The 23027-nt window shown below is 72.8% G+C and carries 16 protein-coding genes; 7 read left to right on the top strand and 9 right to left on the bottom strand.

Features of this window, described 5'->3' with window-relative positions; genetic code table 11:
* Nucleotides 1-248 precede the first annotated feature (248 nt).
* Genes IE212_RS27655 through IE212_RS27645 form a run of 3 tightly spaced genes read right to left on the bottom strand, consistent with a single transcriptional unit; the run spans nt 249 to nt 1991 of the window.
* Nucleotides 249-1013, bottom strand: a complete 765-nt coding sequence (locus IE212_RS27655; RefSeq protein WP_190200684.1) for a metallophosphoesterase family protein — start codon at nt 1011-1013, stop codon at nt 249-251.
* Complete coding sequence (locus IE212_RS27650) at nt 1010-1297, bottom strand: BON domain-containing protein (protein WP_190200683.1); 288 nt, start codon at nt 1295-1297, stop codon at nt 1010-1012. The genes IE212_RS27655 and IE212_RS27650 overlap by 4 nt, the downstream gene beginning before the upstream one ends.
* A gap of 16 nt (nt 1298-1313) precedes the next feature.
* Entirely contained in the window at nt 1314-1991 is a 678-nt protein-coding gene (locus tag IE212_RS27645) for a nucleotidyltransferase family protein (RefSeq protein ID WP_190200682.1), read from the bottom strand.
* Nucleotides 1992-2208: 217 nt separating this feature from the next.
* Between IE212_RS27645 and IE212_RS27640 the strand changes: the two genes are divergently transcribed.
* Both IE212_RS27640 and IE212_RS27635 read left to right on the top strand, forming a co-directional pair.
* On the top strand, nt 2209-2790 hold the full coding sequence (locus tag IE212_RS27640; protein ID WP_190200681.1) for a hypothetical protein: 582 nt from the start codon (nt 2209-2211) through the stop codon (nt 2788-2790).
* Nucleotides 2791-2806: 16 nt separating this feature from the next.
* Nucleotides 2807-7156, top strand: coding sequence for a cation-translocating P-type ATPase (locus IE212_RS27635; protein ID WP_190200680.1), 4350 nt, complete (start codon nt 2807-2809; stop codon nt 7154-7156).
* Between the two features lie 81 nt (nt 7157-7237).
* Here IE212_RS27635 and IE212_RS27630 read toward each other — a convergent pair whose 3' ends face one another.
* Nucleotides 7238-7687: an SRPBCC family protein gene (locus tag IE212_RS27630; protein ID WP_190200679.1), complete on the bottom strand. Its 450-nt coding sequence runs from the start codon at nt 7685-7687 to the stop codon at nt 7238-7240.
* Nucleotides 7688-7782: 95 nt separating this feature from the next.
* Between IE212_RS27630 and IE212_RS27625 the strand changes: the two genes are divergently transcribed.
* Nucleotides 7783-8235, top strand: coding sequence for a flavodoxin family protein (locus tag IE212_RS27625; protein WP_190200678.1), 453 nt, complete (start codon nt 7783-7785; stop codon nt 8233-8235).
* 15 nt (nt 8236-8250) lie between these two features.
* Here IE212_RS27625 and IE212_RS27620 read toward each other — a convergent pair whose 3' ends face one another.
* The gene (locus IE212_RS27620; RefSeq protein ID WP_373301436.1) at nt 8251-9306 is read right to left on the bottom strand and encodes a YihY/virulence factor BrkB family protein; all 1056 of its coding nucleotides are present in this window, start codon (nt 9304-9306) and stop codon (nt 8251-8253) included.
* Nucleotides 9307-9578: 272 nt separating this feature from the next.
* Here IE212_RS27620 and IE212_RS27615 point away from each other — a divergent pair, with 272 nt between their 5' ends.
* Complete coding sequence (locus IE212_RS27615; protein WP_190200676.1) at nt 9579-10265, top strand: lytic polysaccharide monooxygenase auxiliary activity family 9 protein; 687 nt, start codon at nt 9579-9581, stop codon at nt 10263-10265.
* Between the two features lie 252 nt (nt 10266-10517).
* Nucleotides 10518-12539 (top strand): DUF1996 domain-containing protein, encoded by a 2022-nt coding sequence (locus tag IE212_RS27610; protein WP_190200710.1) that lies wholly within the window; start codon nt 10518-10520, stop codon nt 12537-12539.
* Between the two features lie 93 nt (nt 12540-12632).
* Here the strand turns inward: IE212_RS27610 and IE212_RS27605 are convergent, their stop codons facing one another.
* Nucleotides 12633-14870: an MMPL family transporter gene (locus IE212_RS27605; RefSeq protein ID WP_190200675.1), complete on the bottom strand. Its 2238-nt coding sequence runs from the start codon at nt 14868-14870 to the stop codon at nt 12633-12635.
* Nucleotides 14871-15099: 229 nt separating this feature from the next.
* Nucleotides 15100-15921 carry a chitosanase gene (locus IE212_RS27600; protein ID WP_190200674.1) on the bottom strand — a complete coding sequence of 274 codons (822 nt, stop codon included), beginning with the start codon at nt 15919-15921 and terminating at the stop codon, nt 15100-15102.
* Nucleotides 15922-16167: 246 nt separating this feature from the next.
* Between IE212_RS27600 and IE212_RS27595 the strand changes: the two genes are divergently transcribed.
* Together IE212_RS27595 and IE212_RS27585 are read left to right on the top strand one after the other, a co-directional pair.
* Nucleotides 16168-16350, top strand: a complete 183-nt coding sequence (locus IE212_RS27595; protein WP_190200673.1) for a hypothetical protein — start codon at nt 16168-16170, stop codon at nt 16348-16350.
* Nucleotides 16351-17409: 1059 nt separating this feature from the next.
* Nucleotides 17410-19542: a SpoIIE family protein phosphatase gene (locus IE212_RS27585; RefSeq protein ID WP_190200672.1), complete on the top strand. Its 2133-nt coding sequence runs from the start codon at nt 17410-17412 to the stop codon at nt 19540-19542.
* Here IE212_RS27585 and IE212_RS27580 read toward each other — a convergent pair.
* Nucleotides 19533-20225 (bottom strand): GAF and ANTAR domain-containing protein, encoded by a 693-nt coding sequence (locus tag IE212_RS27580; RefSeq protein WP_229864622.1) that lies wholly within the window; start codon nt 20223-20225, stop codon nt 19533-19535. The genes IE212_RS27585 and IE212_RS27580 overlap by 10 nt on opposite strands.
* Before the next feature lie 94 nt (nt 20226-20319).
* Complete coding sequence (locus tag IE212_RS27575; protein WP_190200671.1) at nt 20320-22896, bottom strand: SpoIIE family protein phosphatase; 2577 nt, start codon at nt 22894-22896, stop codon at nt 20320-20322.
* Nucleotides 22897-23027 lie beyond the last annotated feature (131 nt).

The raw sequence follows: 23027 nt of genomic DNA, 5'->3' as shown, positions 1-23027 counted from the left end.
CCGCCGCGCGCGGTACGTCGTCGTGCAGGGGAAGGTGTGCTCGGACAGTGCTCTCCGACGGCCCGTCAGCGCCATCTGACGCCCCTCGTCCGGGCCCGCCCCGCCCCGGGCGGACGCGACGGACCTGGCGGACCTGCAAAGCGCGGAGCACGCATGCCGAGGCGAGCGGACGGGTCGGCGGCACCCGCCGCCACACACGGAGAACGCCGCCGGCGTCGGCCGGCGGCGCAATGGGAGAGGGGCGTCGGTCAGCGGGCGGCCTGTGCGGCGACTCCGGTGGCCGCGTGGTCACGGGTCGGCAGGTGGTAGACGTGGAAGGCCCGCCCGATGACCGGCTGAGCGACGTTGCGCACCCGTACGCCGCCGCTCGTCATGCCGTGCTCCGTGCCGGCGTGCGCGTGCCCGTGCACCGCGAGGTCGGCGCCGGCCGTGTCGATCGCCTCGGCCAGCAGGTAACTGCCCAGGAAGGGATAGATCTCCAGCGGCTCGCCGGCCAGCGTGTCCGGGACGGGGGAGTAGTGGGTCAGGGCGATCCGCGCGTCGCAGCCCTCCTCGCCCAACTCCTGCAGAGCCGCCCGCAGGGCGTCGGCGCGCCGGCGCGAGTACCTGACGAACTCCTTCATGACCGGCTCGCCGAACTCCCCGGCGCAGCGGCCGACGAAGCCGCCGCCGAACCCCTTGGTGCCGGCCACGCCGATCCGGGACCCGCCGCTCTCCACGACTGTTCCCTGCCCCTCCAGGACATGGGCGCCCGCGTCCCGGAGGATGGCCGAGACCTCGTCGGGCCTGTCGTCGTGATGGTCGTGGTTGCCCAGGACGGCGACCACCGGGACGCCGAGGTCCCGGACCTCCCGGGCCACCACCCGCATCTCCTCCGGCGTGCCGTGCCGGGTGAGGTCACCCGCCAGCAGCAGAAGGTCGGCGCACTCGGGCAGGGTCTCGAAGGCAGGGCGGAGCACGCCCTGACTCTCGGGCCCCATGTGGATGTCTCCGACGGCTGCGATGCGGATCATGCGAGTTCCTCCGCGTGGTCGGGGGAGGACGCCTCCGTGACCACGAGGTCGCTGTGCACCGGGATCCCGGCGAGCTCCTCGTGGACGGTGCGCAGAATCTCGTCGCGGCAGGGCGCCGAGGGCACGGTGCCGGTGAGCAGCACCGTCTGGCCGCGGGCCTCGGCCCGCACGCCCAGTTCGCCGAGCTCGCCGGAGGCGAGGCGGTCCTGCAGGTGGGCGATCCGGTAGTCCAGGTTCTGCGCCGGCTCCCCGCCGCCCGCCTGCTCCGGTCCGTGGGTGGTCATGGGTGTTCCCTCCGCTTCAGATGACGTTCAGGCGCTCCAGGAGGAAGAAGAAGGCGGCGGGCATCGGGGCGTCCCCGCACTCGCGCCGCACCCGCTCCCAGTCGACCTTCTCGCGCAGCGCACGCGCGATGGGCAGGGCCGCGCCGAAGTCGCAGTGGTGCTCGGAGAAGGCGGCGAGCAGGCTCCACAGGAGGTCGGTCGGCGCCAGGACGGGCATGCGCACCGAGTCGACCGACACCTCCTCCGCCCGCCGGAGCATGTCCGCGCCGACCGGCTGGTGCGCCAGCTCGAAGATGATGTCGACCGGCTGGCCGAAACACGTGGCCTTGATCAGCCAGTCCTCCGGCGGGGTGTAGACCGTCAGCCCGGCCTCACGCAGAGTGGCCGCCACCGCGTCCGCGTCCTCGGGGCGGATGGCGAAGTCGACGTCGTGCTGGAGGTTCTTCTCGCCGCCGTGCGCGTAGGCGGCGACGCTCCCTGCCAGCGCGAAGAGGTGCCCTTTCCGTTTCAGCAGGGCACCGACCTGCTTGGCCGCCTCCAGCAGCGCCTGGTTGCGGTCCAGGGGCAGCTCCTGTGGCGGTTCCCCGGCCTGCGGGTCCTGTGGTGGCGCGACCTCGGTAGCGTCCGGGTCCATCCGGAGGTCCGGGATCCCCGGTCGCCGGACGAGCGTCGCGTCATCACCGTTCTGCGTCATGACCCCTCCATTCGCCGGACCGGACACCGCGCTGCCCGGACCCTTGACGGCCTGCGTGCCCGCTCTGAGTACCCGGCGCTCCCGGACCGACACGGCAGGCTGTCACCCTCCCCGTCTCCGGACACGGCAAGCGGCCGGTCGCCGAAAAGCGGAATATGGGAAGAAAAGCTGGGAAACCGGTTGAAGGCCGCTGGACAGCGCGCTCGTGGAGGTCGACATGAACCAGGAGACATCACGTTCGCCCGATCTTCCGCAGCCGTTGCGGGCCGTCGCCTCGGGGCTGAGGCATGTGCCGGGTGCGGAGCAGGTGGGCAAGGTGGCCGGTGGCGCACTGGACCGGATCGGCGCGGTGTCACCGCGCGGCCGGCGGGTGGCCGTGTACGCCGGTGCCGGGGTGCTCGGCGTGGCCGGCGTGGTGGAGTGGCCGGTGGCACTGACCGGCGCGGCCGTGGCCTGGCTGACCCGTCCGCGGCCCGGGCACGGGCCCGACGGCGCGGCAGCAGACGGCGCCGCGCAGGCCGAGCGGGCCGGCGAACGCCTCTCCGGGGCCGGTGTGACGGACACCCGGGACGAGCCGGACACCTCGTACGGCCCCGGCGACAAGCTCGCCTCGTCGCACTACCGGCACGACCGGCCGGAGCAGCACGTGCACGAGCAGCCCGCCAAAGTGGGCGACACCGCCACCGCCTCCGCGCTGAAACAGGTCGCCGAGGCCACCACCCACCACGACCCGCACGACGAAGAACCGGACCGGGAGCAGGGCCACCGGCACGGACACGACACTCGCCCCACGAGCTGAGTCGGGACACCAGCAGATGCTCACACGCTTCGACGTCGCCCCGCTCGTCGGGGCCGTGGCCGGGGCGGCCGCAGGCGCCGCCCGCAGCACCGCCCAGGGAGTGACGTCGGCCTACGACACCACGCGCCGCGTCCGCAACGTCGCACGCAACGCCCTGACCGGCGGACAGCACTGGAAGGCCGGGCAGCGCGTCCACGTCGCGCTGCGGCGCTCCGACGGCGACACGGGCGCCCCCGCCCGCAAGCTGGCCGGGGAACTGCTCGAGCACCCGGACGTGTTCTTGGCCTACTGGGACGAGGGACTGTCCCGCCTGGTGGTCACCGCGGTCGAGGAGGCCGCCACCGACCGGGTCACCGAACGGGCCATCGAGCTCGCCGCCCGCCTCGGCCTGACCGAGGGCTCCCACCCACCGGCCCCGGAGGTCTCACACCCCGGCGACCCCGGCGAGGTACGCGTCTCCGCGGCGGGGATCCTGCTGGACGCCGCGGGCGCGGCCGGTGCCCTGGCCGGCCGGTCCCTGCGCCTGCCGCCCACCTCACGCATCGTGACCGCCACCGTCTCGCTGCTGCGTGAGAACCCCCGCTTCCGCGCCCTCCTGAGGCAACGGTTCGGCAGCTCCGGTATGGAACTGGTGCTCGCCGCCGGCAACGCAGCCGCGCACGGAGTCGGCCAGACCCCGCTGGCCCTCGTGCTCGACGGCGTACTGCGCGGCGTCCAGCTGACCGCGGCGGTGTCCAGGGCCGCGGCCTTCGAGGCGCTGCACGACGACATCTGCCTCGAACGGCGCACCAGCCTGCCGTGCCCGGCCGGCACCCGGCCGCCGCTGCGGGTGACACCCGCCCAGGAGTACGCGTCCCATGCGAGCACCGGCAGCATCGCCGGTGCCGCCGCCACCCTCCTCGTCACGCACGACGCGAGGGAAGCGGCCGAAGCGGTCCTGGCCGGATCCCCGAAGGCGGCCCGTTACGGACCCGCCGCCTTCAACGCGACCCTCGGCACCTTCCTGGCCCACTCCGGGATCCTCGTGCGCAGCGCGGAGCGGCTGCGGCAGCTGGAGATCGCCGACGCCCTCGTCCTGCACGCGGACGCCCTGCGCAGCCGGCGTCCCCGGAGCGACGGCGACTTCGGCAGCGCCTCCGACGGCCTGCCCGAGGACCCGGTCGACCCCTTCGCCGAGGCCGTTCTCGACGCCGCCCGCAGGGCGGGGCTGCACGTCGTGATCGCGGGCGGCTCCGACCTGAAGGACATCACCCGGCTCGCCGACGAGGTCGCCCCGAGCGGGACACCGTTCGCGGACGTCGTCCGAGGCCTCCAGGACGACGGGCGCGTGGTCGTGACCGTCGCCCGGCTGAACGAGTCCGGTGAAGGGCACGTCGCGGCCGGGCTGCCCGCCGGCGACGTCGCCGTCGCCCTCACCGACGGGCGGGCGGCCGTCCCGTGGGGCGCCGACGCGCTGGCCCCGGGGGGACTCGCCGACGTCTGGCGGCTGCTGACGGCGATCCCGGCGGCCCGGCGCGTCGGACGACGCTCGCAGACCCTGGCCCGCGCGGGCGCGGCCCTGTCGGGGCTCCTGGTCGCCCGCGGCGGACAGGCCCCGGGCCGGGCCGGCCGGTGGCATCTCACCCGGCACGCCCCCGTCAATATCGCCGCCGCGAACGCCCTGCTCGCCGGCTGGCTCGAAGCCACCCGGGTGGCGCGGGCCACCCCGCCTCCGCCCCGGCTGCACATCCCCTGGCACGCCCTTGAGGCCCACGAGGCCCAAGCCCGGCTGGCACGGGCCGACAGGGAGGAGGAGCCCCGCGGACTCGCCCTGGTCACCGACCGCACGCGACAGCAGACGGCCCGCCTGGCCCGCCACCCCGTGATGACCCCCGCCCGCTGGACCTGGGAGGCGGCCGGCGCCGTACGCCGCGAACTCGACGACCCGCTCACCCCCGTCCTGGCCACGGGCGCCGTCGCCTCCGCGCTGCTCGGCTCGCTCGTCGACGCGCTGCTGGTGGTCGGCGCCATGGACCTCAACGCGGTGACCGGCGGACTCCAACGGCTGCGCGCCGAACAGGCACTGGCCCGGCTGGCCGCCCGGCAGCAGCCCAGGGCCCGCAGGAGGGAAGGCCGCACCGGCACGGTCACCGTCGACGCGGCCCGGCTCCGGCCCGGGGACGAGATCACCCTCGGCGCCGGTGACGTCGTACCCGCCGACGCGCGTCTGCTCGACCTCGACGGGCTCGAAGTCGACGAGTCGGCCCTCACCGGCGAATCGCTGCCGGTCACCAAGGCCCTCGACGCCACCCCCGGCGCGCCGGTGGCGCAACGCGCGTGCATGGTGTTCGAGGGCACGACCGTCGTGGCCGGGAACGCCACCGCGCTCGTCGTCGACACCGGTGACCGGACCGAGGCCGGCCGGGCCGTCACGCTCGCCGCCCGCACCCCGCCGCCCGCCGGCGTACAGGCCCGGCTTCAGGAGCTGACCCGCAAGGCGCTGCCGGTGACCTTCACGGGCGGCGCGGCCGTGACCGGGCTCTCCCTGTTGCGCGGCAGCCCCATTCGACGCGCTGTCAGCGGAGGTGTCGCGGTGGCCGTCGCCGCCGTACCGGAGGGGCTTCCGCTCGTGGCGACGGTCGCGCAGATGGCGGCGGCCCGCCGGCTGTCCCGGCGCGGTGTGCTGGTGCGCACCCCGCGCACCCTGGAGGCGCTCGGGCGGGTCGACACCGTCTGCTTCGACAAGACCGGCACCCTCACCGAGAACAAGCTGCGTCTGATCCGCGTCGCCACCGCTGACGGCACCGTCCTGGACGTGGACGGCGAAGAGGCCGTACCGATCGTGCGCCTGGCCGCGCGCGCCTGCCCGCAGGAGGAGACGGGACAGGGCCGCCGCGTCGCGCACGCCACCGACGAGGCCGTCCTCGAGGTCGCCCCGCCGGACGAGGGCTGGACACCGACCGGCGAACTGCCGTTCGAGGCGCGCCGGGGCTACGCGGCGGCGCTCGGCCGCGACGGCGACCCGGACCTCGGAGAGGTCCTCGTCGTCAAGGGCGCCCCGGAGACAGTCCTGCCCGCGTGCCGGGACCTGCCCGGTCACGCGACCGACACCGCCCACGAACTGGCCGGACTGGGCCTGCGGGTCCTCGCCGTCGCCCACCGCCCCTGCCGGGCCGGCGACGTCGGCGACGCACTCGACGCGCCCCTCGCCGACCTGGAGTTCAGCGGGCTGATCGCGCTCGCCGACGTCCCACGCGACACCTCGCACTCGCTCCTCGCGGAACTGCGCCGCTCCGGCATCCTGCCCGTCATGCTCACCGGCGACCACCCGGAGACCGCCCGCGCGATCGCCCTGCAACTGGGCTGGCCGGAGGAGACCGAAGTCGTCACGGGCGACGAACTGGTCGCCATGGAGCGCCGCGAACGGGTCCGGGTCCTGCGGGGCGCGGGCGTCGTGGCCCGGGTCGCGCCCGAGCAGAAGCTGCACGTGGTGGAGGCCCTGCAGCAGGCCGGCCGGGTCGTGGCGATGGCCGGCGACGGCGCCAACGACGCGGCCGCCATCCGCGCCGCCGACGTCGGGGTCGGCATCGAGGCCCGCGGTTCCGCGGCGGCCCGCAACGCCGCCGACCTCGTGCTCACCACCGGCGACCTGTCCGTCCTGGTGGACGCGGTCGTCGAGGGCCGGGCCCTGTGGCGCAGCGTCGCCGACGCGGTGAGCATCCTCATCGGCGGCAACGCCGGCGAAGTCGGCTTCAGTGTCCTCGGCACCCTGCTGGCCGGGGCCTCGCCCCTGTCGACGCGTCAGCTGCTGCTCGTCAACCTGCTCACCGACATGTTCCCGGCCATGGCGGTGGCGGTCACCCCCAGCGACGACCCCTCGACGGCCGAGCGCGCCGCGACCGGCCCGATGGGCCTCGACGTCCTGGGCGCGCCCCTGCTGCGCTCGATCCGGCGACGAGGCATCACCACCTGCTTCGGCGCCGTCGCGGCCTACCTCATCGGCCGTCTCACCCCCGGCACGGAACGCCGCTCCACCACCATGGCGCTGTGCGGCGTGGTCGGGGCTCAACTCGTGCAGACCCTCTCCGGCCGCCGCCGCAGCCTGCTGGTGTGGGCGACCGCCCTCGGCTCGGCCGCCGTGCTCGCCGCACTCGTCCAGACCCCTGGCGTCAGCCACTTCTTCGGCTGCACGCCGCTCGGCCCGGTGGCCTGGGCGGGCGTGGCCCTGGCCATCGCCCTCTCGGCCCTCGCCCCCCGCCTGGAACGCCTGCAGGCGGTGCACAGCCTGTACGACACGGCGGCGCAGGTCGCCCTGCGCCTCGGCGAGCTGAGCGAGAAGGCCCGGGAGCTGCTGCACAGCGGGATCGCCAAGCCGGTGGTGGCGTAGGGGCATCGCACCTTCGGGCCGGCGAGCCACACGAAGCGGCCGCCACCACGAGTCGTGGTGGCGGCCGCCGCTTCCGCCGGGTCAGACCTCGCCGCGCCAGGCTCCCGTCTCCGACCCACGGGCTTCCATGAACCGCTTGAACCGCTGCAGATCACCGGAGACCTGCCGCTTCACGAACCCGAGCTTGTCGCCCACCGTCTCGGCCACGCCACTGGGGTCGAAGTCCATCTGGAGCATGACCTTGGTCGTGTCGTCCTGGATGCGGTGGAAGGTCACCACACCGGCCTGCCTGGCCTCGCCGCTCACGGTCGTCCAGGCGACCCGCTCATCGGGGATCTGCTCGGTGATCTCCGCGTCGAACTCCCGCTGCTGGCCGCCGACCTTCGTCACCCAGTGCGTCAGGGTGTCGGTGCGCTGCTCGATGCGCTCGACACCGTCCATGAACTCGGGGAACGACTCGAACTGCGTCCACTGGTTGTACGCGGTGTGGACCGGGACGCGGACTTCGACGGATTCCTCTACCTGGGACAAGGCGGTCACCTCTCTTCTCGTACGGAACGCAACCGCCGGGTACCAGATCGCGCGCCGTTCAGTCATGGTCCTCGCGACTTGTAGGGTCGGGCGACGTGGCCACCTTGCTGATCGTTCATCACACTCCCTCACCCAACTGCCAGGCGATGTTCGAAGCCGTCCTCTCGGGTGCGAGCGACCCCGCGATCGAGGACGTACGGGTCGTACGCGTGCCCGCGCTGTCCGCCACCGCTTCCGACGTCCTCGCAGCCGACGGCTACCTCCTCGGCACACCCGCCAACCTGGGATACATGTCGGGTGCCCTCAAGCACTTCTTCGACCAGGTCTACTACCCGTGCCTGGACGCGACCCGCGGACGGCCCTTCGGCTACTGGGTCCACGGCGGGAACGACGTCACGGGTGCGGTGCGGGGCATCGAGGCGATCACGACGGGTCTCGGCTGGCGCCGCACCGCCGAGGCCGTGACGGTGACCGGCGAGCCGGACAAGCGGGATGTCGGGAGGTGCTGGGAACTGGGCGCGACGGTCGCCGCCGGACTCATGGAGTGAGAACCGCGAGGGCGGTCAGCCGTCCTCCATATGGCGCCGGTCCTGTTCGTCCCACGCCTGCGTGTCGCGGGGCTCGGTGTACGGCTCGGCCTCGGGCGGATGCCCACCGGCGATGGCCCGCTGCCGTGCCGTCTCCGCGTCGAACTCCAGGCCCAGCAGGATGGCGAGGTTGGTGATCCACAGCCACACCAGGAAGACGATGACGCCGGCCATGGTGCCGTAGGTCTTGTTGTACGAGGCGAAGTTGGCGACGTAGACGGCGAAGCCCGCGGACGCGACCAGCCAGATCAACAGGGCCAGCACGCTGCCCGGCGTGATCCAGCGGAAGCCCTTCACCTTGGCGTTCGGGGTCGCCCAGTACAGGATCGCGATCATGATGGTGACCAGCACGACAAGGACCGGCCATTTCGCGATCGACCACACCGTCAGCGCGGTGTCACCGATCCCGAGCGCCGTGCCGACCTGCTGGGCCAGCCCGCCCGTGAAGACCACGATCAGCGCGCTGATCGTCGCCAGCGTCATCAGCACGACCGTCACACCCACCCGCACCGGCAGCAGCTTCCACACCGGCCGGCCCTCGGGAATGTCGTAGACGGCGTTGGCGGAGCGGATGAACGCCGCCACGTAGCCGGAGGCCGACCACACCGCAAGCACGAGACCGACGACGGCCATCAGGGAGCCGATGCCGGCGTTGCCCTGCAACTGCTCGACGGCCCGGGTGATGATGTCGCGGGCCGAGCCGGGCGTCAGCTGCCGGAGGTTGTCGAGCACTTTGTCCGTGGCCGATTCGCCGGTGAGGCCCAGCAGCGACACCAGCACCAGCAGTGCCGGGAACAGCGCCAGCACCCCGTAGTACGTCAGCGCGGCGGCCCGGTCGGTGAGTTCGTCGTCCTTGAACTCGCGCAGGCTCCCCTTCAGCACCGCACCCCACGACTTCCGCGGCAGCTCGCCCAGCGTGTCCGGCGCCGCCCGCTCCACTTCGGGAGTCGGCCCGGGCTCCGCCGCGGCGGGCTCCGAACCCGGAGCCTCTGTCGCTTGGTGTTCTTTTCGTCCAGGAATATGCAGCTTCACCATGGGAACCGGGTAACCCCCGCCGGTGCCCTTAAGCCAGGTTCGTAGCGCCGACCTGGGCCTTCTCTCGACGAGGAGCGGGGGAAGCCCCCGGGCCGGGCACGGCCCGAGGCTGCCGCATCGATTGCGCCAGGAGAAGCGGAACTGGCGCAATCGCACATTGCCGACCCGCCTCTTCAGGCGCAGCCTGTGCACTGCGGGAGCGCTCCCACGCGCTCTCGCACTCCCCACGGAAGAGCTCCGGCAACCCCCACACCCGAAAGAGGTAGATCATGAATTGTCATGGTCATGTTCTTAGCCGCGGCCTCAGGTCGCGGTCGCGTCTCACGCTCGCCCTGACCGTGCTGGTCGCCGCCCTGCTGAGCCTGATCCCGTGGAGCGGCACTGCTGTCGCACACGGCTCCGTCGTCGACCCGGCCTCCCGCAACTACGGCTGCTGGCAGCGCTGGGGCAGCGACCACCTGAACCCCGCGATGGCTCAGCAGGACCCCATGTGCTGGCAGGCGTGGCGGGCCGACGCCAACGCCATGTGGAACTGGAACGGCCTCTACCGCAACGGCTCCGGCGGCAACTTCCAGGCCGTGGTCCCCGACGGTCAGCTGTGCAGCGGCGGACGCACCGAGGGTGGCCGGTACAACTCCCTGGACGCGGTCGGGGCGTGGAAGACCACGGACATCAGCGGCGGCAACTTCACCGTGAAGCTGTACGACCAGGCCAGCCACGGCGCCGACTACTTCCTCGTCTACGTCACCCGGCAGGGCTTCAATCCCGCCACCCAGCCGCTGACCTGGAACGACCTGCGGCTCGTGACGCGCACCGGCAGGTACGCGCCCAGCCAGAACTACCAGATCCCCGTCAGCACTTCGGGGCTGAGCGGCCGGCACATCGTCTACACGATCTGGCAGGCCTCGCACATGGACCAGACCTACTTCCTGTGCAGTGACGTGAACTTCCGCTGACCTGCGCTTTCCCGCCGGGCGATCGCGTCCGGCGGGGTTCGCGTGCCGGGTGCTTCCTGAGAGTTTCCGAAGAATTCCGGGGACGCTTGAACGCGCCGGTCCTCCCGCACGTATGGGACGGGGGATTTTCATGCCCGGTACGCCACCAAGCGCAGGAGAGCACCCTTGGGACGCAAGACGCGAAGACGCCCCGCAGGCCCACGACGCGCGACCTTCGCCGCATGCGCGCTGATACTGGGCGGGGGCGGCCTGATGGCGGCGAACGTCTACGCCTCCGCCACCGACGGCGGTTCGGGCGGTGACTCCGCCCAGACGCGGTCCGGTACGGGGGTCCGGACCGCGGGCGCCACGATCGACTGTCCGGACGTCGGCACCGAGCTGACCTCGGTTCCCGGCCCAGCGAGGCCGGAGGTCGACAAGGAACTCGCTCTCCTGGACGAGCAGACGGCCAACGCCTACCAGCGGCTGAGCGAGTCGGCCCAACAGGTGCGGCAGGACGCGGGTTTCGCCGACGACGCCATCATGAACCCGCTGAAGGAGAAGCGGGCCGCGACCCTCGAGCGCATCGCCCTCGCCATCGAGCGCGTGGGGGACCGCCCCGAGGGGCTCGGCGCCCTCGCCGCCTGCACCGTCCGGGACTCCGGCAGCCAGGCTCCCGCGCAGGGTGAAGGCCAGGACGGCGCCGCCGGCGAGCAGCCCGGCCAGGAGCAGGACGGCGGCGGCCAGGACCAGGAGGGCGGCCAGGGCCAGAGCGGAAACGGCGGCCAGGCGGGCAACGGGCCGGTCGCCGCCGACTTCGCGCCCGTCACCAGCGTCCAGCCGGACGCCACCCGCCCGCGTCAGACGGCGGACGCCTCCCGCGGCTCCTTCGCCACCGACTGCGGCGTCAACGACAACGGCCTGTTCAACTCCGACAACATCATCGCCGCCCCGGGCGTCACCAACGGCGCCCACCACTTCCACGACTACATCGGCAACCAGGCCAACAACGCCTTCGCCGCCGACCAGGACCTCGCGAACGCCGAGACCAGCTGCGCCGACCAGGGCGACAAGTCCTCCTACTACTGGCCCGTCCTGCGGCTGCAGAACGGTGCGCAGGAGCAGGACGCCAACTCGCCCGGCGGCGGCATCGAGGGCAACGCCGGCGAGATCGTCACCCCCAAGCAGGTCACGCTGACCTTCCAGGGGAACCCGCGCGGCAAGGTCACCGCCATGCCGCGACTGCTGCGCATCATCACCGGCGACGCCAAGTCGTTCCTCAACGGCCCGGCCAACGCCAACGCCTCGTGGAGCTGCACGGGCTTCGAGGACCGGCGGCTGAAGGACAAGTACCCGCTGTGCCCGCCGGGCAGCGACGTCGTGCGCACCTTCGAGTTCCAGAGCTGCTGGGACGGCCGCAACACCGACAGCGCCAACCACCGTACGCACATGGCGTTCGCGGACGCCGCCGGCGGCTGCCCGTCCGGCTTCCGGCCCGTTCCGCAGCTGGTCCAGCGCATCGTCTACGACGTCGACGCGCCGAGCCTTGAGGACGGCGGCCGCACGACACCGCTGTTCGCGGTGGACTCCTTCCCGGAGCAGCTGCACAAGCCGGTCACGGACCACGGCGACTTCATCAACGTCTTCGACGATGATCTGATGCGGGAGATGGTCGACTGCATCAACGAGGGCCGGACGTGCGGAGCGGGCGCGGAAGCCGAGCCCGGCGAGGAGCCGGGCGCGGGGGAGGAGCCACAGGAGCCCACCAGCACTCCCCAAGCCCCCCAGGAGACGCCGACGAAGGCCCCTGAGGAGCCGCAGGAGCAGCCCACGCGCACGCCGGACGCCCAGCAGGGCGGAAACGCCGGCGGCGAGCCCGGTGACGGGGAGGACTCCGAAGACGGGAAGGGTTCCGACGACGGGAAGGGCGAGGCCGCCCGGCCGCCGGCCACGAACGAGCCGGCCCCCGAACCGGACCCGGACGGTGAGGCCCCCGGCACCGACGCCCCCGACGTGCTGGCGACGGTTACGGCCGAGGCGGGGACCGGGGCCCCGGGTGACGAGGGCGGCTCGAAGGACGAGACCGGCGAGGACACGGACGGTCTCGGCCAGTCGCAGGCAGTCGGCACGGCGACCAGCTCCGCCCCGGCCCCCTCGGCCCCGCCCCGGACCGAGCCCCAGGCGGTCGGCAGCGGCGGCCTGGCCGACACCGGAGCCCAGCTCTGGCCGGCCGCGGCCGGCGCCGTCCTGGTACTGGCGGGCTTCGCGGTCCTTCGCCGCGTCCGGCGCGGCTGACACCACATCACCCTCGCCCCGGGGGCGGCAGGACCCCCACGGGCCCTGCCGCCGTTCCGGCTCCCACCCGGTGCGCCGGCAACCGCCCCCGGGCTACGTCCGTCCCCCCTCGGCGTCGATGTGGGGCAGCACCCGGTCCAGCCAGCGCGGCGTCCACCAGGCGTGCCGCCCCAGCAGCGTCATCACCGCCGGCACCATGAGCAGCCGAACGACGGTGGCGTCGATGAGTACGCTGACGGCCAGCCCCAGCCCGAGCATCTTCACCACGATGTTGTCGCTGACGATGAAAGCCGCGAACACACTCACCATGATCAGCGCGGCACAGGTGATGACCCGGGCAGTGATCTCCAGCGCGTGCGCGACGGCCCCCTTGGCGTCCCCGGTGCGCAGCCAGGCCTCATGGACGCGCGACAGCAGGAAGATCTCGTAGTCCATGCTGAGACCGAAGACGATGGCGAACATCATCATCGGCACGTAGCTCTCGATGGGCACCTTGCCGTGGACGCCGAGAGCGGGACCGCCCCATCCCCACTGGAAGACCGCGACCACCACGCCGTACGAGGCGGCGATCGACAGCACGTTCAGGACGGCGGCCTTGACGGCGACGAGAAGCCCCCGGAACACCGCCAGGATGATCAGGAACGCCAGGCCCACCACGACGGCGATGATCACGGGCAGCTGGGAGGCGACGATGTCACGGAAGTCGACCTGGGTCGCCGTCGTACCGGTGACGTACCCCTTGGCGTCCGTGCCCTGGACGGCGTCCGGCAGCGTGTCGTCGACGAGACGGTTGGACAGGTCCGTGGTCGCGGCGTTCTGCGGGGACTTGGCCGAGTAGACCGTGCCGATCAGGACGTCGCCGTCCTGCGTGGGCGTCAGGGGGGTGACGACGGCGGCGCCCTCGGCCTTGTCGAGCGTCTGCTGGGCCTTCGAGGCCAGGGCCGAGCGCTGCGACTGCGGTACGTCCGTCTGATCGATGACGACCGTGAGGGGGCCGTTCGAGCCCGGCCCGAAGGCGTCGCTCATCAGGTCGTACGCCCGCCGGTCGGTGAAGGAGGCCGGGTCGGCGCCGTCACCGATGTGGCCGAGCTGCATGGAGAACAACGGGATCGCGAGGATGACGACCACGGCGACACCCCCCGACAGGAACCACAGCGGCCTGCGCTCCACTCGCTGGGCGTACCGGTGCCAGGTGCCCTGCGACGTCTCACCCCCCTCGGCCTCGGTCTCCGCGACGGGACGGCGCACGTGGTAGCGGTCGATGTGCCGGCCGATGAGGCCGAGCAGGGCCGGCACCAGGGTGAGGGCGCCGGCGACCGCCGAGACGACGGTGACCGCGGCCGCGAGACCGAGCAGGGAGATGAAGGAGACGCCGGACGCGGACAGGCCCGCAAGAGCGATGATCACCGTGCAGCCGGAGACGAGCACGGCATGGCCGCTGGAGCTCGCGGCCTGCCCGGCCGCCCGCACCGGGTCCGCGCCGTCGATGAGGTTCTGCCGATGCCGGGTGATCATGAACAGCGCGTAGTCGATCCCGACACCCAGGCCGATCATCGTGGCCAGGGTCGGTGAGACCGTCGCGAAGGTGAAGGCCGCCGCCAGCAGCCCGAGGATGGCGAGACCACCGACAACGCTGATCAGCGCGCTCAGCAGCGGTACGACCGCCGCGATCACGCTGCCGAACCCGATCAGCAGCACGATGACGGCCACACCGAAACCGATCAGCTCGCTCACCCGGTCGTCGGCGGCCGGCCGGGCCAGTTCGCCGAGCGGGCCGCCGTATTCGACCTGCGCGCCGGCCGACCGCAGCGGCTGCACGGCCGTGTCGACCCCGTGGAGGTAGTCGTCGCCGAGTGTCGAGGGCTGCACGTCGAAACGGACGGTGATGTAGGCCGTCTTCTTGTCGTCCGACAGCGGCCCCACGTTCTGCTGGGCCTGGCCACTCGGCGAGCTCGGGGCGGACAGCGGGTTCTGGGCGGACAGGACGTGCGGGAGTTTCTCGAGGTCGGCGACCGTGGTGGACATCTGGGAGCTCAGCCCGGTCAGGGGCTGCTGGTCGTCGTGCAGCACGATCTGGCTGCTGTATCCGCCGGCCTGGGGGTCGTGCTCCTTGAGTACGTCCAGGCCTTTCTGGGCCTGCGACTGGGGCAGGCTGAAGTTGTCGGAGTACGTCCCCCCGAATTCACGGCTGACGACCTGCAGAGCCACCAGCGCCACCAGCCAGGCGATGATGACGATCAGGAAGTGGTGCGCACACCACTCGCCCAGCCGCCGCAGCACGCCCGCACGCGCGGGGTCCTTGCCCTTCTCACCGGTGCGGGTGTGCGGCATCGACGTGGCCTCCTGTGCCGGCCGAGACGTTCGGTGCCGTCCATTAGATGCGTGCGGGATCACTCCGGCCTGCCGGAAACGGCGTCGTCACGCCTCCGGGCCGGGCCGTTCCCCCGAAAGGCGGTCAGCCGGCAGGGCGTGGCCGACCGTGCGGCTCACCGCCCGGGGGCCACGCCCAGATCTGCTGACGCGCCGCCCGCCGCTCGCAGAAGGCCGCGTGGAGCGGCGGTCAGTCGATGCGGTAGCTGTCGCCGTAGACCTTCCAGACCAGCGGCGGATCGAGGTCGAGGTTGCGCTCGCGCAGGAAGACGCGCTGCGCCGTGTCGACCCTGCTCGTGTCCCGGTGGGCCTCCTCCTGCCGCATGGCCCACACGCGCGCGTCGAGGAAGGCGTTCAGGTAACTCACCTCGTCACCGCCCCGCGACGGCGCCTTGGCCGTGCGCAGCGCTCGCTTGCGGATGCTGCGGAAGCTCAAGGGGTCGCTGCCGTCGCCGTGCATGACGATGGCGTCGTAGTACGCGAACTGCCCCAGCGCCCGCAGCCCGTCGGCCTTCCCCTGCCGGACCGCCGGATCGAAGTACACCCGGTCGCGTTCGTCGTCCTGCGCCTGCCGGAACCCGGCGTCACGCGCCGCCCTGCGCCAGTCGCCGGGGTAGCCGGGGTCGAGCCCGTCGTGCGAGTCGGAACCGTCGACCCGGCGCAGCGCCGGCAGGTACTCGGCGAGGACGTTCCCGGGCTTGCGGTCGGTGTAGAGCTCGACGAGGTCGAGCATGTCGCCGGTCCCGGAGCAGAACCCGATGATGCCGGCGGTGTAGCCGCGGCCGTCGCCGATGTCCTCGATGTACGGGTACTGCGCCTTCCAGTCGAGCGAGGAGTTCTCCGCGCTCGAAACGAGCCGCATGGCGATCTCCTTCTTCGCCGGGTCGTCGAGCCCCACGGCCCGAACGGTGGCCGTGGCCTGCGGCGGCCTCAGGAACGGGGTGGCGGCCAGGGCGGCACCGAACAACGCCAGGACGGTGCGCCGAGCCGCTGGGCTCGAGGGGTTTCCCACGGATCCTCCAAGCAGGGTGGGGGTGGAAGAGCTGTCCGTGCAGAACTGATAGGAAGGTTTCCTATCATTGGCGGCCCGGGAGGGGAACAGCCGCGCGCGAAGTTGCTCCCACCGCCCCCGCCGAACACCGCCTCACGGCACGACGTCCGGCTGAGCGACTGCACGGGAACCATGGGCCCGTCTCGCACGTCAACTCCTGTACCGGAGCAGGGTCGATCAGGAGGCCGGCCGGAGAGGGGAATCGCCGTGGAGGACGCGACTGTGCAGCAGGGGAGTGAGGCGGAGGCCGCCGCACGCCGGGCCCGCTTCGGGGCGCTGCCGGAGCCGGTGCGCGTGGAGGACATGGTCGAGGAGCGGCCGGCCAGCGTCCCGGACCCGGACCGCACCGCGTACAACCAGGACGAATGGATGGTTCGCTACTGCTTGTGAGCCGGCCGGTCCCACCGCCGGCCGAGAGGCGTGTCCTGTCCTGCGACCCGCTCTGCGCGCCCAGGCCGCGCAGCCACCGCACCACGTCGGCGGCGTCCTGGGCGCGTGCGACACCGAGCGGGGTCCCGCCGTCGTAGCCGCACCGGTCCGTCGGCGCCGTGCCGGTGGAGGTACTGCGCGGTGGCCAGGTGACCACCGTGACAGGCGCCCCAGAAGGCCAGGTGATCTCGTCCGGTGACGGGGGCGGGCCGGTCTCGACGTATGAACGGACCCGGTCGAGCAGTCCCAGCGTGGCGGCGTCCTGGAGGGTGGTGCGGGCGCCGTGCTCGACCAGCCGGTGCGCGGCGCGCCACTGGCCGAACGCGCGGGCGTCGGCCAGCGGGGTACCGCCGGCGATCACCGCCCCGGGCGCCTCGATGCCGGCCCCGGCGGCGATGAGCGCGTCCAGGACGGGCACGTCGTCGTTGCTGGCGGCCCAGTGCAGCGGAGTTTCCTCGTGCGCGCCCTCGAAGCGGGCGTCGGGATCGGCCCCGGCGGCGACGAGTGCGGCCACCACCTCGGGCCCGCGGGGAAGGTGACCGGGCCAGTCGGTCGCGATGTGCAGCAGACTGCGTGTGCCCTCGCCTTCCTCACCCTGCTCGGTGATGCGCGCGGCCGCTAGTGACCTGAGTCAGAGATTCCTCGTCAGATCGGAGGCCGTCAACCGGATGCCGTGCGACTGCCAGGTCCGGACAGGCTTGCTGGAATCCGGCCTCCGGCACGCCAGGCAGCTCGCGAGAACTACCCGAATATCTCCGACTCAGGTCACTGGACCCGGATGATCGCAGAGCAGCTTCCGGAGCCCGGGCAGATCGCCGCGCCGGATCGCCTCGGTGACGGCGACGGCGAGTGGATCCCGCGATGTCAGCGTCCGCAAGTCCAGCCTCCCGCTCGCACGTCAGGCCCTCGATTCTGCCAGTGCGCCACGCCCGACCGCCCACGCTCCCGTCACGAGGTCCCACGACGACATGCCCCCGCGCCCGGCTGGGCGTAGCGTCCGGGTATGAGTGGGAGGACAGTATGTCCGGGAGCAGCGAGCCAGTCAGGGGCGCGGGAACGCTGGACGACGCACTGGGGGTGGCCCTGGCCGACATGGTGCGCGGCACCGGCGCCTCGATCGGTGGCCTGTACCTGATCGAGGAGGCGGAGCCGGTGCTGCGCCTGGTGGCGCTGTGCGGCCTGCCGGTGGCTTTCAGCGCCCCCTGGCAGCGCCTGCCGCTCACCGCGCCCGTCCCGGTCGCCGACGCGATCCACGACGACGCCCTGATCTGCATCGGCAGCCAGGACGAGATGGCCCGCCGCTACCCGCGGGCGGCCGCCGTCCTGCCCTACCCGTTCGCCCTGGCCGCGGTCCCGCTGACCGGTGTACGGCGGAGCTGGGGCGGCATCGTGCTGATGTGGCCCGCGGCGCGTCCCCGCGAGGTCACGCCACGCGAACGGGGACACATCACCTCCGGCGCCCGCCGCACCGCCCGCATACTCGACGACGCCACCCGGCCGCCTACCCTGCCCGACCATCCGCGCATCGTCCCCGTCGACTCCGCACACCACCCGGTGCAGACCGGCCTGGCAGCCGCCGACTACCTCGAACGCCTCCCCGAGGGTGCCCTGGCCCTGGACCTGGAGGGCCGGATCATCATGGCCAGCACCACCGCGGCGTACCTGCTCGGCTGCCGCGCCGACCGGCTGCTGGGGACCCGGCCCTGGCAGTCCCTGTCCTGGCTGGACGACCCCGTCTACGAGGACCACTACCGCACGGCGGTCCTCAGCCGCGCCCCCGTGTCCTTCACCGCGCTGCGCCCGCCGGACCAGTGGCTGACCTTCCAGCTGTACCCCGACACCAGCGGCATCAGCGTCCGCGTCGTCCCGAGGACGGAGCCGCCCGGCGACACGGTCCCACCGCCCGCCCGGCCCGTGGCCGCCTCACCTACGGGTCGCCTCTACCAACTGGTGCACCTGGCCGCGGCGCTCACCGAGGCGGTGACCGTGCGCGACCTCGTGACACTGATCGCCCACCAGATCCTGCCCGCCTTCCGTGCCCAGGGCATGGTGCTCTCCGTCGCCGACGCCGGCCGCCTGAAGATCACCGGCCACCACGGCTACCCGGCCCACACCATGGACCGACTCGACGCCCTGTCACTGGACACCGACCTCACCCCCGCCGGCCAGGTCCTCGCCAGCGGCTCGCCCGCCTTTTTCGCCGACCCGGCCGAACTGGCCGCCACCTACCCCCGGGCACCCCAGATCAGCGGTAAACAGGCCTGGGCGTTCCTGCCGCTGATCATCTCGGGCCGGCCGGTCGGCTGCTGCATCCTGTCCTACGACCGACCGCACACGTTCACCGCCGACGAGCGCGCGGTCCTGACCTCGCTGTCCGGCCTGATCGCCCAGGCCCTCGACCGCGCCCGGCTCTACGACGCCAAGCACCGTCTCGTCCATGAACTGCAACGCGCCCTGCTGCCCCGGGCACTGCCGCACCTGCCCGGACTGGAGGTCGCGGCCCGCTACCTGCCGGCCGGCCACGGTCTCGAGGTCGGCGGCGACTTCTTCGACGTTCTGCGCCTCGACGACACCACCGCGGCGGCCCTGATCGGCGACGTCGAGGGCCACAGCATGGCCGCCGCCGCGCTGATGGGCCAGGTCCGCACCGCCATCCACGCCCACGCCACCGCCGGTGCCGCACCCGGCCAGGTCCTCGCCCGCACCAACCGGCTGCTGGGCGACCTCGACTCCGAGCTGCTCGTCTCCTGCCTCTACGTCCACCTCGATCTGGCACGCCAGGAGGCGGCCTTCGCCAGCGCCGGACACGTGCCCCCGCTCCTGCGCCACGCCGGCCGCCCGGCCGGTGTCCTCGACGCCGAGCCCGGCCCCCTGCTGGGCATCGAAGCCGGCGCGGACTACCCGGTCACCACCGCGCCCCTGCTTCCCGGCACCACCCTCGCCCTGTACACCGACGGACTGGTCGAACTCCCCGGCACCGACACCACGCGGGCCACGTCCGACCTCGCCGGGCGGCTGGACGCAGGCGACGGACACGATCTGGAACGGCTCATCGACCGGCTCGTCCGCCACAGGACACCCACCGGGCAGCACACCGACGACATCGCGGTGCTCCTTCTGCGCGCCACGCGCAGGCCGGACGGTCAGTCCTGAGCAGAGGAGTCCGCCCGCACGTGCCCCGCCACATCGCGCAGCTTGATGTTGTGCTCCTGCGAGAGGCGCCGCAGCACGGCGAAGGCCTCGTCCTCGCTCAGCCCGTGGCGCTCCATGAGGATGCCCATGGCCTCACCGATGGCGTGCCTGGTCTCCAGGGCGTGCTCGAGCTGCTCGACGGTGCGGGCCGTGGACAGCGCGACGGCGGCGTGGGAGGCGAGCAGCCAGCCCGCGGACTCGATGTCCCTGCCGAACGCCCCCGGCCGGCGGGAGTAGAGGTTGAGCGCGCCGAAGTCCTGCTGGTCGGTGTAGAGCAGTACGCCGGTCATGCTGCCGATCCCCAGCTCGCGGGCCTTCTGGCTGAACCGCGGCCAGGACGGCTGCGGCATGGTCATGTCGGCGATACGGAACAGCCGCTCACCGTCCACGCGCCGGGCGGCGTCAAAACACGGCCCCTCGCCCAGCTCGCCCTGCAGCCGGTCGGACTCCTCGACCATGTCCCCGCACGCGGACAGCGTCACGGCCCGGCCCTTGGAGACGGCCAGGATGCCCGCGGCCTCACAGCCCTCGATCAACTTCACCGCCGCCGCCGCGATCTCGTCCAGCGTCCCCTGCACGGAATCCTGCGCCAGCAGGTCCCGGGCGAGCAGCGCCATCTGTTCGGCGTACTGCCGCCACTCCACCACCGACCACCGCCTCGCTCATTCCGGCCAGTCAACAGTACCCCCGCAGCGTGGAAGCGGGCGCCGCGCGGCCGGCCGACGGCCCCACGGGCGCTCAGCGATACGCCGTCAGCAGCAGTGCCACGTCGTCCGGCCGTTCCCTGGCGCCCCGTGCCGTCAGCACCAGCCGGTCGGCGAGGTGCTCCACCGAGTCCGCCTCAGTCCCGGCCAGAACGCGGCGGACCTCCTCGATGCCCGTCTCGATGTCACTGCCCGGCTGCTCGACGAGCCCGTCGGTGTAGAGGGCGAGCACGCTGCCGGGGGTCAGGGTGAGCGCCGTGACGGGATACACCGCGTCGGGCTCCACCCCGAGCATGACGCCGCCCGCGAGGTCCAGCGTCTCGGCATGCCCGTCGGGGTGGCGCAGCAGCGGCGGGGGATGCCCGGCCCGCACGGCCAGCGCACGTCCCGTCCGCGGGTCCAGTTCGATGTAGCAGCAGGTGGCGAAGACGTCCGCCTCCAGCTCGGCCAGCAGCCGGTTGGTGTGCGTGATGACTTCCTGCGGCGGCCGCTCGCTCGCGGCGAAGGCGTGGACGGCGCTGCGCAGCTGGCCCATCACCGCGGCGGCACCGACACTGTGCCCCTCCACGTCCCCGATGATCAGCGCCACTCCACGACCCGTGGTGATCACGTCGTACCAGTCGCCGCCGATGGCCATGCCCTGCGTGCCCGGCAGATAGCGGCCGGTGGTGCGCAGCCCCTCCACGGCGGGCAGCCGGTGCGGCAGCAGACCCTCCTGCAGGCCGCGGGCGACGGCGGACTCCGAGTCGTAGAGCCGCGCCCGCTCCATGGCCTGGGCGGCCAGACCGCTCAGCGCGGTGAGGGCGGAGCGCTCGTCGGCGGTGAAGTGGTGCGGGGTGTCCCAGCCCAGGATGCAGGAGCCGACGGGATGTCCGGAGGCGATCAGCGGCAGGAACGCCCAGGCGTTCATACGGTCCAGCCTGATGCCCGGGTACGCGACGGAGAGGTCCTCGGGCGACTCGAAGAACAGGGGGAGCCGCGTGGTCAGCGCGTGCACGCCGGGCAGGTGCGTGTCGAGCGTGACCCCCTCGAACGTGTCGAGAAAGCCCTCCGGGTAGCCCGACTCCCACAGCAGGTACATCCGGCCCTCGCGGACCGTGTACAGCGCGAGTTCCCGCGCCCCGAAGGCGGGCAGCAGCTGCTCCGACACGGCCCGGCACACGTCCCGCACCGTGACCGCCTCGGTCAGCACGCTCGCCATCTGCACCACGTGGTACAGCGCCCCGGCGCGCGCCGCGGCGACCGGGCCGGGCGGCGCAGTCCCGGCCGCGGCCCCCGGCAGGGGCGTACCGGCTCCGGCCCCGGCTTCGCGCTCCGTCTCGTCCCCGTAGGGCGCGACGGTGGGATAGACACGCCCCGTCAGCCCGTGCACGTCCGGGTACAGCACAAAGCCCAGCCAGTGCGCGTCAGGGTGCCGCACGAGGAAGGACACCTGCTCCTGCGACAGCATCGCCGCCCGGTAGCGGTCCTCGTAGGAGGGATCCCCGAGCCAGGTGATCGCCTCCCAGGGATGGCGGCCCAGGAGCTCCTCCCGGCCGGAGCCCAGCAGTTCCTCGCAGCGGCGGTTGGCGTACGTCAGGCGGCCGTCCTGGTCCAGGGAGAACAGCCCGTCGGGCAGCCGCTCGGTGGCCTCGGCGGCGGTGAGTCCGCCGACCGCGTCGACCAGGGCGCCCACCAGGACCCGGGCGGACCCGGCTTGGCCGCGCACGAGATGCCCCCACAGTTCGACGGGCCGGTAGCCGGTCTCCAGGCCACCCGAGGACTCGTCCCGGATCCGGAAGTGCCGGGACCTGACCCGGCCGTGCGTGAGCGCGTCCTGCCGGCTGGCCCGCAGCTCATGCAGGTCGTCGGGGCTGACGCGGGCCTCGATGTCCGCGATCCGGCCGCTGAAGTGCGCCCGGTCGATGCCGAGGAGGACGAGGGCCTCGTCGTCCGGTGAGCACCGGTCGCTGTCCAGGTCCCAGTCGATGAGTCCGACCCGCACGGGGTGGGAAGCGGGCGTGGGCAGCCGCACGCCGACCGGTTCGTCGTCGTACTCGATCCGGTAGGCGGCGCTCCCCGGAGCGGACCGGGCGGCGGCGAGACGGCCGAGGCGCTGCTCCATGTCCCGTACGGCGGGGCGCAGAGCGAGATCCACGGCCTCCGCGTCCATGGGAGACCGGGCCGCGGAGCGCAGCACGACCAGAACGCCTACGGCCTCGCCGCCGATCCGGACGGGCCGGTGCGCCGACCCGAAGGAGTACGGCAGTCCGGCGGTGAAGTGCGGGAAGCGGACCATGGTGGCCCGCTCGTCCGGCAGCCACAGGCTCTCGCCGTGGCGGTAGGCCTCCGCCATGGGCAGGGCACCGCTCACGGGCACCCGCCACCAGGACCTGAGCAGTGACCGCGGCGCCCCGGTCACCAGCGCGAGCACCAGCGAGCGCCGGTCGCGGGAACGCAGGTAGACCAGTCCGCCGTAGCCCTCCAGGGCCCGGACCGCCTCGATCAGCGGAGCGGCCAGGGCATCCTCGACCCGGCCGGTGTCCCCGGTCCGGGACCGGCCGTCACCACCGCCCCGGCCCCGGCCGCCAGGTGACCTTGGCCCGTCCGGCACGGCGGTTGGCTCATCCATCTCGCGTCCTCCCGGTACGGACGCACCGGACACCCATCGCTCCCCACCAGGATGTGCCATCGGCGGCACTCCGGCGCGGCGGGCGCAACCTTTCGGCGGCAGCGGTCGTCTCACCTCATACCAGCAGCACA

This window comes from Streptomyces djakartensis (genome assembly GCF_014651075.1).
GTDB classification, from domain to species: Bacteria; Actinomycetota; Actinomycetes; order Streptomycetales; family Streptomycetaceae; genus Streptomyces; species Streptomyces djakartensis.
This window is presented reverse-complemented; position numbering and strand designations above follow the sequence as displayed.